The sequence below is a fragment of the Pseudomonas sp. JL23 genome, from assembly GCF_056933585.1.
Genome location: NZ_CM167795.1, coordinates 5,955,560 through 5,971,262, shown reverse-complemented (window position 1 = coordinate 5,971,262; position 15,703 = coordinate 5,955,560). Strand labels below are relative to the sequence as shown.

Here is a 15,703-nt window from a genome sequence, read left to right as displayed (position 1 = left end):
AGGATGATGCCATGACTGTTTTACCTCTACCTTCAAGAAAGACTATCGAAATCATTCTCGACCATGCGCTTGATTTTCTCAGACTAAAAGCCCTGTCAGATGAAGAGCAACAGCGCGAATTGAGCATCTTCCTTGCGGTTATCTATGCGACGGACTTTATGGCTCCGTTCGACTGGATGGCAGAGCTTGCCGGAAAACACCACGAGTTGACCGATGTCGCGTTGTTAAACAACGCTGATGCCAGTCGTGTGAGGAAGCTGCTGATTGCCAATTTTCGGCTTGATCGCTTCAGTACCGGGCATCTTGAATACCTGTTGCACTCAGGGTATCTGGAGGCGGCTCTGGATCGGTTGCGGGTTCTGTTCGCCGCACCTTGAGCCAGGGGCAGGAGCGGCTTTGAGAGTCAATTGTTTGAGAGCGAGGCTTGCCCGCTAATACGGTTTTCAGCCACAGAGGACGCGGCGAATGTACCGGCCTATTCGCGGGCAAGCCACGCTCCCACAGGATCTGTGTTGTCCAGCGTATATTTGAGTTGAGGCGATTTGTGGGAGCGAATTCATTCGCGAAGAGGCCGTTACATTCAATGCATTTGCATCGTCTCGCCTGTGTATTGCCCTGATAAAAAGGCGGTGTGTCGACCAGACACACCGCCTTTTTATTACCTGTATTACGCCGCCACAAACTGCTCGGCATGGTGGCAAGCCACCTGGCGATTGTCGATCAGGCGCAGTTCCGGCAGTTCATTCACGCAGCGCTCGGTCGCGTACGGGCAGCGCTTGTGGAAGGCGCAGCCGGTTGGCGGGTTGAGCGGGTTGGGCAGCTCGCCGACGATCTTGATCTTCGGCTTGAGCGGGTCCGGGTGAATGGTCGGGGTCGCCGACAGCAAGGCCTGGGTGTAAGGGTGCAGCGGACGGTTGTAGATCTCGTCCTTGGGACCCATCTCCGCCGGGCGGCCGAGGTACATCACCAACACCGTATCGGCGACGTGACGCACCACCGACAGGTTGTGGGAGATGAACACGTAGGCGGTCTGGAATTGTTGCTGCAAATCCATGAACAGGTTCAACACCTGAGCCTGGATGGACACGTCCAGTGCCGAAGTCGGTTCATCCGCCACCAGCACCTTGGGTTGCAGCATCATGGCCCGGGCCAGGGCGATCCGCTGGCGCTGACCACCGGAAAACATGTGCGGGTAACGATGGTAGTGCTCAGGACGCAGACCGACCTGAGCCATCATTGCCTGAACCTTTTCCCGACGTTCTTCCTTGGACAGGTTGGTGTTGATCAGCAGGGGCTCGCCCAACTGGTCACCGATTTTCTGCCGCGGGTTGAGCGAAGCGTAAGGGCTCTGGAACACCATCTGCACGTCGCGGCGCAGTTGCTTGCGCTCGGCCTTGCTGGCGCCAGTGACTTCCTGCCCGGCGATCTTCAGCGAGCCGGACGAGGGCTCTTCGATCAGAGTCAGGGCCCGGGCCAGGGTCGACTTGCCGCAGCCGGATTCACCAACCACAGCCAGCGTCTTGCCGGCTTCCAGTTCGAACGACACACCGTTGAGGGCGCGCACCAGGGCGTGGCCCTTGAACATGCCACGGGAGACTTCGTAGTGACGGGTAAGGTCGCGGGCGGTAAGAACGACGCTCATTACGCCACCTCCTGATTCAACGGATAGAAACAGCGTGCGAGGCTATGGGCTTTGGGGTCCAGGCCCGGGCGCTGGGTGCGGCAGTTGTCCTGCACGTACGGGCAGCGCGGCGACAGCAGGCAACCTTGTGGGCGGTCATAGCGACCGGGGACCATGCCTGGCAATGTCGCCAGACGCTCGGCGCCCATGCTGTGCTCGGGAATCGCTGCCAGCAAGGCTTCGGCGTAAGGGTGCGCGGGGATGTCGAACAGCTCGGGGACCTGACCGACTTCCACCGCTTGCCCGGCGTACATCACGCAGACGCGCTGAGCGGTTTCGGCGACGACGGCGAGGTCGTGAGTGATCAGCACCAGCGCCATGTTCTGCTCTTTCTGCAGGCTCAGCAGCAGCTCCATGATCTGCGCCTGAATGGTCACGTCCAGGGCCGTGGTCGGTTCGTCGGCGATCAGCAGTTTGGGCTCACCGGCAATGGCCATGGCGATTGCAACGCGCTGGCTCATGCCGCCGGACAACTGGTGCGGGTAGGCATTGAGACGCTGGGCGGCGCCGGGGATTTCGACTTTTTCCAGCAGCTCGAGGGCACGTTGACGCGCCGCCTTGCCGGACAGATTGAGGTGCTGGCGCAGCACTTCTTCGATCTGGAAACCGACGGTGTAGCTGGGGTTGAGCGCGGTCATCGGGTCCTGGAACACCATGGCCAGGTCCTTGCCGACGATGCGGCGACGCTGGCGGTTGCTCAGCTTGAGCAGTTCCTGGCCATCGAAGTTGACCGAGTCGGCGGTGATGATGCCGGGGTGATCGATCAGGCCCATCAGCGCCATCATGGTCACCGATTTGCCGGAACCCGATTCGCCGACGATGGCCAGGACTTCGCCCTTTTCCACTTCCAGGGACAGGCCGTCGACAACAGGAACGGCGTTGCTGTCGCCGAAGCGGACATTGAGATTCTTGATGCTTAAAAGTGACATGTGAACCTCCTCAGGCGGCGTTCTTGAGTTTCGGGTCCAGCGCATCGCGCAGGCCGTCGCCCATCAGGTTGATTGCCAGCACGCTGAGCAAGATGGTCAGGCCGGGCAGGCTCACCACCCACCAGGCGCGTTCGATGTAGTCCCGTGCCGAGGCGAGCATGGTGCCCCACTCGGGCGTTGGCGGTTGTACGCCCAGACCGAGGAAGCCCAGTGCCGCGGCATCGAGGATTGCCGAGGAGAAACTCAGGGTCGCTTGCACGATCAGCGGTGCCATGCAGTTGGGCAGCACGGTGATGAACATCAGGCGCGGCAGGGTGGCACCGGCCAGGCGGGCGGCGGTCACGTAGTCGCGGTTCAGTTCACCCATCACGGCGGCACGGGTCAGGCGCACGTAGGACGGCAGCGAGACGATGGCGATGGCGATCACGGTGTTGATCAGGCCAGGGCCGAGGATCGCGACGATGGCGACGGCCAGCAGCAGCGATGGCAGGGCCAGCATGATGTCCATCAGGCGCATGATCGACGGGCCGAGAATGCGCGGAAAGAACCCGGCGAGCAGGCCCATGAAGATGCCCGGAATCAGCGACATCACCACCGAAGACAGGCCGATCAGCAGCGACAGGCGCGAGCCCTGGATCAGGCGCGACAGCAGATCGCGACCCAACTCGTCGGTGCCGAGCAGAAAGCGCATTTGCCCGCCTTCCAGCCAAGCCGGCGGCGTCAGCAGGAAGTCGCGGAATTGCTCGCTCGGATCATGGGGGGCCACCCACGGCGCGAACAATGCGCAGAAGATGATCAACAGCATGAACGCAAGGCCCGCGACGGCGCCTTTGTTCTTGGCAAAGGCTTGCCAGAACTCTTTGTACGGGGATGGATACAGCAGGCTTTGATCGACTGCTGCCACAGGGGTAGGTGTGCTCATGGTCGTGGTCTCAGCGCTGATGACGGATGCGTGGGTTGGCCAGGCCGTAGAGGATATCCACGACGAAGTTGACCAGGATCACCAGGCAGGCGATCAGCAGAATGCCGTTCTGTACGACAGGGTAGTCACGGGCGCCGATGGCCTCGATCAGCCACTTGCCGATACCCGGCCAGGAGAAGATCGTTTCGGTCAGCACCGCACCGGCGAGCAGCGTGCCGACCTGCAGGCCGAACACTGTCAGTACCGGGATCAGCGCGTTGCGCAGGCCGTGGACGAATATCACGCGCGCAGGCGACAGGCCCTTGGCCCGTGCGGTACGCACATAATCTTCACGCAGCACTTCGAGCATCGAGGAGCGGGTCATCCGGGCAATTACTGCCAGCGGGATGGTGCCCAGCACGATGGCCGGCAGGATCAGGTGATGCAGGGCATCGAGGAACGAGCCTTGCTCATCGCTGAGCAGGGTGTCGATCAGCATGAAACCGGTGCGCGGCGGGATGTCGTAGAGCAGGTCGATACGCCCCGACACCGGGGTCCAGCCCAGGGATACCGAGAAGAACATGATCAGGATCAGGCCCCACCAGAAGATCGGCATCGAGTATCCCGCAAGCGAGATACCCATGACCCCATGGTCGAACAGGGATCCTCGCTTCAAAGCCGCGATCACCCCGGCCAACAGCCCCAGGATGCCAGCGAAGATCAGGGCGGCAATCGACAGTTCCAGCGTGGCCGGAAACAACGATGTGAACTCGCTCCACACGCTTTCGCGGGTGCGCAACGACTCGCCGAGATCGCCATGGGCGAGCTTGCCGACGTAGTCGATATATTGCGCATACAGGGGCTTGTTCAGGCCAAGACGTTCCATGGCTTGGGCGTGCATTACGGGGTCTACCCGGCGTTCGCCCATCATGACTTCGACCGGGTCACCTGGAATCAGGCGAATCAGGGCGAAGGTCAGCAGGGTGATGCCGAAGAAGGTGGGTATCAACAACCCCACCCGGCGGGCAATAAAACTCAACATCTTCTGGTGTACCTCATCAGCCGGTTAGGCATACCCGTCGTCTCTCGGATTGATCGACGACGGGCGTTTCTTCTTTTACTTCACGCCGGTAGTGGTGAAGTTGTTATTGGTCAGGGGACTAATGTGATAGCCCTCGACGTTCTTGCGCATTGCAGTGAACAGCTTGGGGTAAGCCAGGCTGATCCACGGTTGCTCCTGGTTGAACACTTGCTGGGCCTTCTGGTAAAGCGCGGCGCGCTCTGCCGGATCGGTCTTGGCCCGTGCTGCGCTGATGGCGTCTTCGAACGCCTTGTTGCACCAGCGAGCGTAGTTCTCACCGTTCTTCGCTGCATCACAGCTCAGGTTCGGTGTGACGAAATTGTCCGGGTCGCCGTTGTCGCCGGCCCAGCCTGCAAAGACCATGTCGTGTTCGCCGTTCTTGGCGCGCTTGAGCATTTCGCCCCATTCCATGACGCGAATATCTACCTTGATACCCACTTGCGCCAGATCCGACTGCAACATCTGTGCCCCCAGCATCGGGTTGGGGTTGGTCACGGCCCCGCCATTGCGAGCGAACAGGGTAAACACCGTGCCTTCCGGCACTCCAGCGGCCTTGAGCAGGGCACGGGCCTTGGCCGGGTCGTGGGCAGCATTCTTGATCGATGTGTCATAGCCGAGCATGGTCGGCGGGTACGGCCCGACACCTTCGGTCGCCTTGCCTTCGCCGAACAGCGCCTTGATGTAGGCCTGCTTGTCGAACGCCAGGTTGATCGCCTGACGCACCCGCGCATCGCCCAGGTACTTGTGCGAGGTGTTAAGGGCGACGTAGCTGACCATCATGGCTTCCATCTCGTCGAGCTTGAGATTGGGATCCTTCTTGATGCTGTCGATGTCGTCAGGTTTTGGGTAGAGGGCGACCTGGCACTCGTTGGCCTTGAGTTTTTGCAGGCGCGTATTGTTGTCGAGCGTGATGGCAAACACCAGTACTTCGCTCGGAACCGGACCTTTCCAGTAATCGGGGTTGGCTTTATAGCGGACCTGCGCATCCTTGGCATAGCGCGTCAGGATGAACGGACCGGTGCCGACGGGTCTGCTGTTCAAGTCGGCGGTTTTGCCGCTTTTAAGCAACTGGTCACCGTACTCGGCCGAGTAGATCGAGGTGAAGGGCATGGCCAGGTCGCGCAGGAACGGCGACTCAGGGCGCGACAGGGTGAACTTGACGGTGTAGTCGTCGACCTTGTCGACGCCTTTGAGCAGGTTGTTGAAGTCCATGCTCTCGAAATAGGGGAAGCCGGTCAGGGACTTGTCATGCCACGGATGCTTGGGGTCCATCTGGCGATGGAAGCTCCACAGCACGTCATCGGCATTCATGTCACGGGTCGGCTTGAAGCCATCGATGGTCTGGAACTTGACCCCGTGGCGCAGCTTGAAGGTGTAAGTCAGGCCGTCCGGGCTGATCTCCCAGCTTTCGGCCAGGCCTGGCACGGTGTCGGTGGTGCCGGGTTTGAACGCGACCAGACGTTCGAGAATGGTTTCCGCCGAAGCATCGGCCGTTACCGCAGTGGTGTATTGGACGATATCGAAGCCTTCAGGGCTCGCTTCGGTGCAGACCACCAGGGGCTTGGCCGACACGCCGATTGCGACGCTGAACAAGGCCAGGGCAATCGAGTTGCGTAATGAGATCAGTTTCAAAATAAACCCTCCATCAGAGACCTGTAGGAGACCTGTGGGAGCGCGGCTAGCCCGCGATGAACGATAACGCGGTACATCTGAAGTACTGCGCTGACTTCATCGCGGCGATCCGACAAGCCTCGCTCCCACAAATCCAAATCCAATTCAGTTCATTACAGAATGTTGAAAGGAATCGTCGTCACGACCCGCAGTTCATTCAGGTTGCCATCGGCCTGGAACTCGCTGGCACGGTGGGTGGTGTAGGTCGCACGGATGGTCGAGGCCTTGAGCGGGCCGCTTTGCATGGTGTACGAAGTACCGACCCCGTATTCATAGTGATGTTCACCGTCCATGTTCTTCACGTCGTAGGCAGTGCCTTTGTAGTGAGTACCGTCGATGCCCCAGCCGCGGGCCTTGTAGACGTTGAACTTGAGGCCTGGCACGCCGTAGTCGGCCATGTTCAGCACGTAGCCGATCTGCAGCGACTTCTCGTTCGGGCCGTTGAAGTCCGAGAGCAGGGAGTTGGCCAGGAAGATCGCGTTGGTTTCGTGGGCGTAGTCGAAGTACTCGTCGCCGATGACTTGCTGGTACGCCAGGGTCAGGCTGTGGGCCTGGTGGGTGCCGGTAAACGACAGGCTGTAGGTGTCGTTGTCGATCGGGCCGAGCTTGCGCTCCCCGGAATCCTTGGTCTTGTAGTAGTTCAGGTTAGTGCTCAGAGCCAGGGTATCGGTGTTGCCGATATCGTGGGTAAAGGCGAAGTAGTACTGCTTCCAGAAGTCTTCGACATTCGAAGCATAGAAGCTGGTGGTCAGGGCTGCGGACGGTTTGTAGTCCATGCCGAACATGTCGATGCGGTCAGCGAAGGCGCGAGTGCTGGCGTATTCGGAGCGGAACTTGGTCAGGCTCTGCTCGGTACGCGGCGAGACGCGGTCGAAGCTGCCGGCCTGGAACGACAGGTTGCTCAGCTCGTCGCTCTTGAGGCTGAAGCCCTGGAAGCTCGACGGCAGAGCGCGGTTGCCGATGTAGGCGATCACCGGGGTGTTGACCGACTGGCGGCCGGCGGTGAGGGTGGTGTTGGAGACCCGGGCCTTGATATTGCCCAGGCCCAGCTTGCTCCACTGGCCGACGGCGTCGCCGTCGTTTTCGGTCAGGGTACGGTTGGAACCACCGGCCATGTCCTTGCGGTCACGGTCCAGGGCTACGGCGTTGTAGACCGCCAGTTCCGTGGCGAAACCTATAGTGCCTTGGGTGAAACCCGAGGTGTAGTTGAGGATGCTGCCTTCTACCCAGTTGATCCGGCGCGGGGTCGGAGTCGGGGTGTCGCCGCCTTTCCTGTAGGAAAAACTGGTGTCGCGACGGGCCAGTTCATTGGCGTACCAGTTGCGGGTCGAACCGGTCAGGTGCTGGTCTTCGATAAAGCCTTTGGCATCTGCCTGGGCGTTGTCCGTGCTGACGGTAGTCGGGACGAATGCCTGGCTGATTTCCTCGGCCTGAGCCATGCCCGCGATGGAGGCGATGGACAGGGCCAGTAGTGTTTTACTCACGGTTTTCACTATTTGAAGCTCCCTTATTACTTTTTATAAAGCGCCAGTTTTATGGTCTGGCTTTGGTGAAGCAGGGCTTGTGGCCCTGCTTTGCACGGTTTGGATCAGTCGTTGTGTACGCTTGATCACTCGGCGAGGCTGACGCCGGAAAAGTTGTTGCGACCGAACGGGCTGACACGGAAGCCCTGCACACTGGCACGCAACGGTTGGTTGACCGTGGAGTGAGCAATGGGGGTGATCGGTACTTGCTGTTTGAGGTAGTGCTGCGCCTGCTTGTACAGCTCGCTGCGCTGGCTGCGGTCGCTGCTGGCGACGGCGGCCTTGATCAGGGCGTCGTATTTCTCGTCGCACCACATGGAATAGTTGTTACCGCCAATCGAGGCGCAGCTGTACAGGGTCCCCAGCCAGTTGTCCGGGTCGCCGTTGTCGCCGGTCCAGCCGATCAGCGAGATATCGTGCTCGCCGTTCTTGCTGCGCTTGAGGTATTCGCCCCATTCGTAGCTGACGATGCGCGCCTTGATACCGACCTTGGCCCAGTCGGACTGAAGCATTTCGGCCATCAACTTGGCGTTGGGGTTGTAGGGACGCTGTACCGGCATGGCCCACAGGGTCAGCTCCGTGCCCTCCTTGACGCCTGCGTCGCGCAGCATCTGCCGGGCTTTATCCGGGTTGTAGGGGGCGTCCTTGATGCTGTCGTCGTAGGACCACTGGGTCGGCGGCATGCTGTTGATGGCCAACTGCCCCGCGCCTTGATAGACCGCATCGACGATGGCTTTCTTGTCCACGGCCATGTCCAGGGCCTGGCGCACCTGCAGGTTATCCAACGGTTTTTTGCGCACGTTGTAGGTGATGTAGCCGAGGTTGAAACCGGCCTGTTCGATCACTTGCAGCTGCTTGTCGGCCTTGAGCGCGGGCAGGTCGGCGGGGCGCGGATTGAGGGTGACCTGGCATTCGTTCTTGCGCAGTTTCTGGATGCGCACCGAGGCGTCGGTATTGATGGAGAAGATCAACTGATCGATCTTCACACGCTCCGGCGCCCAGAAATCCTTGTTGCCTTTGTAGCGAATCTGCGCATCTTTCTGATAACGCTGGAATACAAACGGGCCGGTGCCGATGGGTTGCATATTGATATCGCGCACAGTGCCTGATGCCAGCAGTTGTTCAGCGTATTCGGCGGAAAGAATCGAAGCGAAGTTCATCGCGATATTCTGGATAAACGCCGCATCGACTTTGTTCAGAGTAAAGACCACGGTCAGTGGGTCGATTTTTTCCACGGACTTGATGTTCTGGTCCAGGCCCATACTGGTGAAGTAGGGGAATTCTGTCGGATAAGCGACGCGAAATGGATGCGCTTTATCAAGCATGCGGTTAAAAGTAAACAGGACGTCATCGGCATTGAAGTTGCGACTGGGCGTAAATGCCTTATTGCTGTGAAATTTCACGCCCTCACGCAAGTGAAAGGTGTAAGTGAGGCCATCCGGGGATACCTCCCAGCGCGTGGCCAGGGCCGGAACCACTGCGGTGCCGCCTGCTTCGAACTCGGTCAGGCGGTTATAAATGGGCTCGGCAGCGTCGTTGTCAGTGCCGGAGGTGTACTGGGCAATATCAAAGCCTGCCGGGCTGCCTTCGGCGCAGAACACCAGATTGCTGGCGGCCTGACCAATGGGAGTTTGAGCCAATAGGGCCAGCCCCATTAGCGATGAAATGGCGAGTTGATTACGCATGGTTTTCCTGTTCCTTCGATAATGATCTTTCACGCGCAACATGCCGGTATACAGGCATGGAATAGCCTTCGGTCCGGAAGTATTCTCGATTGCACGGTTAGAACTGCCATGACAAGCGCAGTTGCCCTCGAAGGTATATCCGTCGGGCGGTACAGTAGATAGTCAGGGTATTGGTAAGTATGTAGGAAACTTCCGCGTGCTATGTAGGTGATTGCTTTTTGCAATCATTTTCCAGGCATCGAGTCGAGTTTTCCTGACAAGACAAAAAGCAACTGCGCTGAATGAACAGCGCAGTTGCCACAGTCTTACTTGACGCTTACACCGTAGAAGGAGTTCAAGCCGAATGGGCTGATCTTGAAGTCCTGTACTTTGACACTCATCGGTTGGTACACCGTGGAGTGGGCGATAGGAGTCATTGGCACGGCAGCCTTGAGCAGGTGCTGGGCCTGTTTATACAGTTCGGTGCGCTTGGCCTGGTCAGTGGTTTCCTTGGCCTGGTGGATCAGCGTGTCGAACGGCTTGTCACACCATTTGGCGAAGTTGTTACCGTTGACCGCGTCGCAACCGAACAGGGTGCCCAGCCAGTTGTCCGGGTCACCGTTGTCGCCGCTCCAGCCAATCAGCATCGCGCCGTTTTCACCGGCTTTGGCGCGCTTGATGTACTCGCCCCACTCGTAGCTGACGATCTTGGCGTTGATACCGATTTTCTTCCAGTCGTTCTGGAGCATCTCGGCCATCAGTTTGGCGTTAGGGTTGTACGGACGCTGAACCGGCATCGCCCATAGGGTGATTTCGGTGCCTTCGGCCACGCCTGCTTTCTTCAGCAGTTCCTTGGCCTTGGCGACGTCGTACGGCGCATCTTTGATAGTCGTGTCATAGGACCACTGGGTCGGTGGCATGGCGTTGACCGCCAGCTGACCTGCGCCCTGGTACACGGCATCAATGATGGCTTTCTTGTCGACGGCCATGTCCAGTGCCTGACGCACTTCCAGTTTGGCCAACGGGTTAGGTTTGCTGTCGCCCTTGATTTGTGGCATCACGTTGTACGCGATGTAGCCCAGGTTGAAGCCAGCCTGGTCAGGCATTTTCAGCTCTTTATCCGCCTTGAGCGGGGCCAGGTCGGCCGGACGCGGGTAGGCAGTGATCTGGCATTCGCCTTTCTTGAGCTTCTGCGCACGTACCGAAGCGTCGGTGGTGATGGCGAAGATCAGGTTGTCGATCTTGACGTCTTCAGGCTTCCAGTAATCCTTGTTGCCGGTGTAACGGATGTTGGAGTCTTTCTGATAGCTCTTGAACACGAACGGACCAGTGCCGATAGGCTTCTGGTTGATGTCTTCAGGCTTGCCTTCCTTGAGCAACTGGGCGGCGTATTCAGCGGACTGAATGGACGCGAAGCTCATCGCCAGGTTCTGGATGAAGGCGGCATCGACGGTCGCCAGGGTGAACTTGACCGTGTGGTCGTCAACCTTGTCGATCTTGGTGATGTTGGTGTCCATCGCCATGTCGGTGAAGTAAGGGAACTCGGTCGGATACGCCTTACGGTACGGATCGTCCTTGTTGATCATGCGGTTGAACGTGAACAGCACGTCATCGGCATTGAAGGTACGGGTTGGCTTGAAGTAAGGCGTGGTGTGGAACTTGACGCCCTCACGCAGGTGGAACACATAGGTCAGGCCATCAGGGCTGACGTCCCAGCTGGTTGCCAGGCCCGGAATAACTGCGGTGCCGCCACGTTCGAACTGGCTAAGACGGTTGAAAATGGTTTCAGCCGCAGCGTCGAAGTCGGTGCCGGTGGTGTATTGGCCTGGGTCGAAACCGGCCGGGCTGCCTTCAGAGCAGAACACCAGGTTGGATGCTGCCTGGGCGAACGGTGCACCAGCGAGCAGACCTGCGCTGAGTACAAACGGGATGACCGCTTTTTTAAGCATGGTGGCCTCAGTTGTTGTGTTTTTTGAATTAGAGGGAGGGCCTTGTGGGCCAATCCTGCCGATACTTATGCAGGGGGCATACCCAAAGCAAGATATTGACGTCAAGGAAGGCACAAAGAGTGGCACGGGCGTACACGAATGTCGCAAAAGTATAATTTTCGGCGCATTTAAACGTTTGCGCGTCGGAATCAGGAATGTTTCTCGCACTATTGTGGCGCGAGAAAATGTGGGAAATGCACCCGCGCAGAGCGCGGGTGTTACTTAAGCTGACCAAAAATTCAGGTTATTTACCCAGGCTCACCCCATAAAAAGGCGTCAGGCCGAAGGGGCTGATCTTGAAGTCCTGAACTTCCTTGCGCATCGGCTGGAAGACCTTGGAGTTGGCGATCGGGGTGATCGGCACCTGCTCCTTGAGGATGTGCTGTGCCTGTTGATAAAGCTTGATGCGCTCATCGCGATTGGGTGTAAGGCGGGCCTGTTGCACCAGCTTGTCGTAGGCCGGGTCGCACCATTTGGCGTAGTTACTGCCCTTGACCGCCGCGCAGCTGTAGAGCACGCCGAGCCAGTTGTCCGGGTCACCGTTGTCGCCGGTCCAGCCATAAATCATCACGTCGTGCTCGCCGGCTTTGGCGCGCTTGATGTACTCGCCCCATTCATAGCTGACGATATTGGCCTTGATCCCGACCTTGGCCCAGTCAGACTGAATCATCTGCGCCGACATCCGTGCATTGGGATTGGACGCGCGCTGCACTGTCATGGCCCACAGATTGATCTGCGTGCCCGGCGCGACACCGGCTTCCTTGAGCAGGGCCTTGGCTTTGTCGGGGTTGTAGGGCGCATCCTTGATGCTCGGGTCGTAGCTCCATTGCCCTGGTGGCAGGGCATTCTCGGCCAGTTGCCCGGCGCTCTGGTACACCGCCTTGATGATCGCGGGCTTGTCGATGGCCATGTCCAGGGCCTGGCGCACCTTGAGCTGGTCCAGCGGCGCGTGGGTGACGTTATAGGCCAGGAAGCCCAGGTTGAAGCCGGCCTGGCTGAGCACCTTGAGATTCGGGTCCTTTTCGGCCTGCTCGATGTCCTGTGGACGTGGGTAGCCGCTGACCTGGCATTCGCCGGTCTTGAGCTTCTGCAGACGCACGGCGGCATCGGTGTTGATGGAGAAGATCAGGTTGTCGAGTTTGACGTCCTCGGGCTTCCAGTAATTCTTGTTGGCGCTGTAGCGGATCTGCGAATCCTTCTGGTAGCGCTTGAACACGAACGGCCCGGTGCCGACCGGCTTCTGATTGATGTCTTCGGCCTTGCCCTGTTTGAGCAACTGGTCGGTGTATTCGGCAGACTGAATCGAGGCGAAGCTCATGGCCAGGTTCTGGATGAAGGCCGCGTCGATAGTGTTCAGGTTGAAGCGTACGGTCTTGTCGTCGATTTTTTCGACGCTCTTGATCGTGCTGTTCATGTCCATGTCGTTGAAGTAAGGCGACTCGGACGGGTAGGCCTTACGGAATGGCTGGTTGGGGTCAAGCAGACGATTGAAGGTAAACAGCACGTCGTCGGCGTTGAAGTCCCGGGTCGGGGTGAAGTAGTCGGTGGTGTGGAATTTCACGCCCTGACGCAGATGGAAGGTGTAGGTCAAACCATCGGCAGCGACATCCCAACGGGTCGCCAGCCCCGGCTCGACTTCGGTGCCGCCCCGCTTGAACTGGGTCAGGCGGTTGAACACGGTTTCCGCAGAGGCATCGAAGTCGGTACCGCTGGTGTACTGGCTCGGATCAAAGCCCGCAGGGCTGGCTTCAGAGCAATACACCAGGGTTCCGGCGGCGTGGGCCAACGGCGCGCAGGCCAGCATTGCCGCCAGCAGCAATGGTTTGAATGGCACTGTTCTTGTGGAGCGTGGATTCATGGGGGACCTCAAGCGTGCGGCAAGGGAAGCGTCGCAGGGCGACGAACGGGCAGACTTCCGAGCATGCCGCAGCCGAGACTTTTCACACAAGAATCAAATCGTTATATCAACTGATCTGAATGACATGCTTGCCGAAGTCCTTGGTATTGAATTTGTCGTCTTTGCCGGGCACCGCGTTCTTGTCGAGCAGGTCACCTATGCCCAGAAGCTCCTGAATGGTGCTGAATACGTACTGCCAGGAGGTCATGCCATCTTGCCCGAGTCTGGTCAGTTCAGCTGTCATCGAGTCACGCAGTTGCTGATGCACTTTGTCCAGTTCGCTTTTCAGGCCGCCTCGTCTGATGGCTTCTGAGTGAGTTTCTGCCCATTGCCTGACCGTTTCATCCTGCCACTGACTGTCGTTGGGGTGAGCAAAATACGCACTGGCAACGCTGAGCGGATCATCTCCAGGCACGCCGTTCCAGTGGTCGACCACAGCCTTCACGACGTCGATAACGGCCATGCCCGCCAGATTCGCCGCCAACTCGTGGAAGGGATGTTCGGCGTGATCCTTGGCCAGCTGTGAGTGGGTCGGATCGGTCGAGCCATTGCTGTTGGGGTCGCCAAACTCAGACTGGACGTCGCCGATGCTGTTGCCGACCATCTTGAACAGGGCCTGGAAAACCGTGCCATAGACATTTTTAATCTGCTGCAGCGGCAGCTTGGTGAACTTCCAGTAGAGCTGCAGGTATTTGCCCACGGCGGTCTGGCTCATCACATCGCGAAACTCCAGGTAGGCCGTATAGGCAAGAAGCCATTCCGGGTTCTGATGCTCTTCGAGAAGAATCAGCGTCATCTTTTCGTTATCGGAGAGCTCGCCGGGGACTCGCAGGCTGATATCCGGGGCTTGCACCGGCGCAATCAGCTTCGCCAGCGGATAGGCCAGGCTGCCAATCACATCGGCGCCGCTGAAGGTTCCCGTCACCAAGGGAAATTGATGCCTGCACTCGGCCTTGGACGTCCAGGGCAGGACCTTATAGCCCTGCTTGATCAAGCTCAGCTCGACGTAGTTGGAGTGGGCGAAAAGATCCTCCAGCACGTGCAGGGCAGCGCCCAGTCGTTGCAGCCCTTCAGTGGTGCGGCCCAGGCGCATGACATGGCCCAGCTCCTGGCGCATATAGTCCAGAGAGCGCTGCAGGTAACGTTTCATCGAGCTCTGGTGAACCACTTCCAACAGGGCGTTATCGGGCAGTACCCAAGGTTCGAAATCCGCATCGCGGCTCTTGGGATCCTGCGGTTTGGGATTGCTGACCCTGGGGTTATCGACATGCTCGCTGGGGCGGTACACCCCCAGTTTTGCCTCGGTCACGGTGAAGTCGGCGGAGCTTTTTTTACGCAGGCCGTTGAATTTGCGCGCGGCCAGTACGTCGACGATCCGGGTCAGGGCGGTGCGTGACAGCACGTCAGGAAAGTCCTTGGGCATATCGGCGCCGCGCACTATTTTCGGGTCAAGCAACTGCGAATAATCGCGCAGCCAGTTGCCGAAATAGACGGTCTGACGCTCATCTTCGGTAAAGCCCAGTTCTGCCAGGCCTGCCTCGATGGCTTCGTGGCTGAAGTGACCCTTCTGATGATCGTCACTGCTGCCTGCCTCGAAGCCTTCGCGCTGATTCGCGCCTTTGCCAACATCCATGCCACTGCCGCCCTGAAAGCGGGCGATGGCCTGCATGGCGTCAGGGTAGTCGACGATAATTTCTGCTTCGTCCGCATCCGCCAGCGTGTAGCAAGCGATGCAGATTGCACCTTCTTGGGGGATCACGCAGTCAGCCATGGCACGGGCATAGCGCAAGCCTTCTTCCCCTTGGGCATCACCGGTACGAACGATGTCGTCGGCCAGGTCCTGGCGCAGCACGTTATCCACATGATGGCCGAACTCATGCAGCAGCAGCGCCAGCAGCTCCCAGGCGCGCTCGGGTGCTAGCAGCAACTGATCGAAGGCCTGGGAATTGATGCTGATGGTGCGACTGGTGTTGTCGTAGTCGGCCGGGTCGCTGGCCTCATGACTGATCCGGTGCACAGGCGCCTTAAAGGTGCCCTGACGCAGGGACTCGCGCAGCTTTATATAAACGTGCGGTGGCAGGTCGAAGCCGAAGATCGATGCCATCAGCATGATGAACTGTGGTGTAGCGCTGCGCGTTGCCAGCTCGGTCAACTGCTCGAGGGCGAAGTTGCTGTGCAGGTGCGCCGAAGGCACGGCCATGCGCAGGGTCTGGGTTTTGGTCGGGCGCAGCAGGGCGCGGATATGGCAGGTGTTTTTACGGTCGGGACTCATCCGTGATTCCTTTTGAAAGCAGGCGCAATGCTACCTTGCCTGTCAGATGGCGGGCGGCGGTTGCGCAAAGAGTGTTTTTGGGTGTTGCGAGGCCCG

The 15,703-nt window shown here is 58.9% G+C and carries 11 protein-coding genes; 1 reads left to right on the top strand and 10 read right to left on the bottom strand.

Going from position 1 to position 15,703, the window contains the following annotated elements; translation table 11 throughout:
* Window positions 1-11 precede the first annotated feature (11 nt).
* Window positions 12-377, top strand: a complete 366-nt coding sequence (locus AC1Z24_RS27550) for a DUF6508 domain-containing protein (RefSeq protein ID WP_483743504.1) — start codon at window positions 12-14, stop codon at window positions 375-377.
* Between the two features lie 290 nt (window positions 378-667).
* Here AC1Z24_RS27550 and AC1Z24_RS27545 read toward each other — a convergent pair whose 3' ends face one another.
* From AC1Z24_RS27545 to AC1Z24_RS27500, 10 genes are all read right to left on the bottom strand, one after another.
* Window positions 668-1,642 (bottom strand): peptide ABC transporter ATP-binding protein, encoded by a 975-nt coding sequence (locus AC1Z24_RS27545; RefSeq protein WP_413309391.1) that lies wholly within the window; start codon window positions 1,640-1,642, stop codon window positions 668-670.
* Entirely contained in the window at window positions 1,642-2,610 is a 969-nt protein-coding gene (locus AC1Z24_RS27540) for an ABC transporter ATP-binding protein (protein ID WP_259106450.1), read from the bottom strand. The genes AC1Z24_RS27545 and AC1Z24_RS27540 overlap by 1 nt, the downstream gene beginning before the upstream one ends.
* Before the next feature lie 10 nt (window positions 2,611-2,620).
* Entirely contained in the window at window positions 2,621-3,532 is a 912-nt protein-coding gene (locus AC1Z24_RS27535; RefSeq protein WP_259106452.1) for an ABC transporter permease subunit, read from the bottom strand.
* Window positions 3,533-3,542: 10 nt separating this feature from the next.
* On the bottom strand, window positions 3,543-4,553 hold the full coding sequence (locus AC1Z24_RS27530) for an ABC transporter permease subunit (RefSeq protein ID WP_483743503.1): 1,011 nt from the start codon (window positions 4,551-4,553) through the stop codon (window positions 3,543-3,545).
* Between the two features lie 75 nt (window positions 4,554-4,628).
* Window positions 4,629-6,224 (bottom strand): ABC transporter substrate-binding protein, encoded by a 1,596-nt coding sequence (locus tag AC1Z24_RS27525; RefSeq protein WP_483743502.1) that lies wholly within the window; start codon window positions 6,222-6,224, stop codon window positions 4,629-4,631.
* A 152-nt stretch (window positions 6,225-6,376) separates the two neighbouring features.
* The gene (locus AC1Z24_RS27520) at window positions 6,377-7,756 is read right to left on the bottom strand and encodes an OprD family porin (protein WP_483743501.1); all 1,380 of its coding nucleotides are present in this window, start codon (window positions 7,754-7,756) and stop codon (window positions 6,377-6,379) included.
* Between the two features lie 116 nt (window positions 7,757-7,872).
* Window positions 7,873-9,471, bottom strand: a complete 1,599-nt coding sequence (locus AC1Z24_RS27515; protein WP_483743500.1) for an ABC transporter substrate-binding protein — start codon at window positions 9,469-9,471, stop codon at window positions 7,873-7,875.
* Window positions 9,472-9,776: 305 nt separating this feature from the next.
* A complete protein-coding gene (locus tag AC1Z24_RS27510) occupies window positions 9,777-11,399 on the bottom strand; it encodes an ABC transporter substrate-binding protein (RefSeq protein WP_483743499.1) in 1,623 nt (540 codons plus the stop codon).
* A 283-nt stretch (window positions 11,400-11,682) separates the two neighbouring features.
* On the bottom strand, window positions 11,683-13,296 hold the full coding sequence (locus tag AC1Z24_RS27505; protein ID WP_483743498.1) for an ABC transporter substrate-binding protein: 1,614 nt from the start codon (window positions 13,294-13,296) through the stop codon (window positions 11,683-11,685).
* 106 nt (window positions 13,297-13,402) lie between these two features.
* Window positions 13,403-15,607 (bottom strand): HET-C-related protein, encoded by a 2,205-nt coding sequence (locus AC1Z24_RS27500; RefSeq protein ID WP_483743497.1) that lies wholly within the window; start codon window positions 15,605-15,607, stop codon window positions 13,403-13,405.
* Between the last annotated feature and the right edge of the window lie 96 nt (window positions 15,608-15,703).

What these genes read in the sequence shown, in the direction of transcription:
- AC1Z24_RS27550 (WP_483743504.1), top strand. Translation starts at nt 12, where the DNA reads ATGACTGTTTTACCTCTACCTTCAAGAAAGACTATCGAAATCATTCTC.
- AC1Z24_RS27545 (WP_413309391.1), bottom strand. Translation starts at nt 1,642, where the DNA reads ATGAGCGTCGTTCTTACCGCCCGCGACCTTACCCGTCACTACGAAGTC.
- AC1Z24_RS27540 (WP_259106450.1), bottom strand. Translation starts at nt 2,610, where the DNA reads ATGTCACTTTTAAGCATCAAGAATCTCAATGTCCGCTTCGGCGACAGC.
- AC1Z24_RS27535 (WP_259106452.1), bottom strand. Translation starts at nt 3,532, where the DNA reads ATGAGCACACCTACCCCTGTGGCAGCAGTCGATCAAAGCCTGCTGTAT.
- AC1Z24_RS27530 (WP_483743503.1), bottom strand. Translation starts at nt 4,553, where the DNA reads ATGTTGAGTTTTATTGCCCGCCGGGTGGGGTTGTTGATACCCACCTTC.
- AC1Z24_RS27515 (WP_483743500.1), bottom strand. Translation starts at nt 9,471, where the DNA reads ATGCGTAATCAACTCGCCATTTCATCGCTAATGGGGCTGGCCCTATTG.
- AC1Z24_RS27510 (WP_483743499.1), bottom strand. Translation starts at nt 11,399, where the DNA reads ATGCTTAAAAAAGCGGTCATCCCGTTTGTACTCAGCGCAGGTCTGCTC.
- AC1Z24_RS27505 (WP_483743498.1), bottom strand. Translation starts at nt 13,296, where the DNA reads ATGAATCCACGCTCCACAAGAACAGTGCCATTCAAACCATTGCTGCTG.
- AC1Z24_RS27500 (WP_483743497.1), bottom strand. Translation starts at nt 15,607, where the DNA reads ATGAGTCCCGACCGTAAAAACACCTGCCATATCCGCGCCCTGCTGCGC.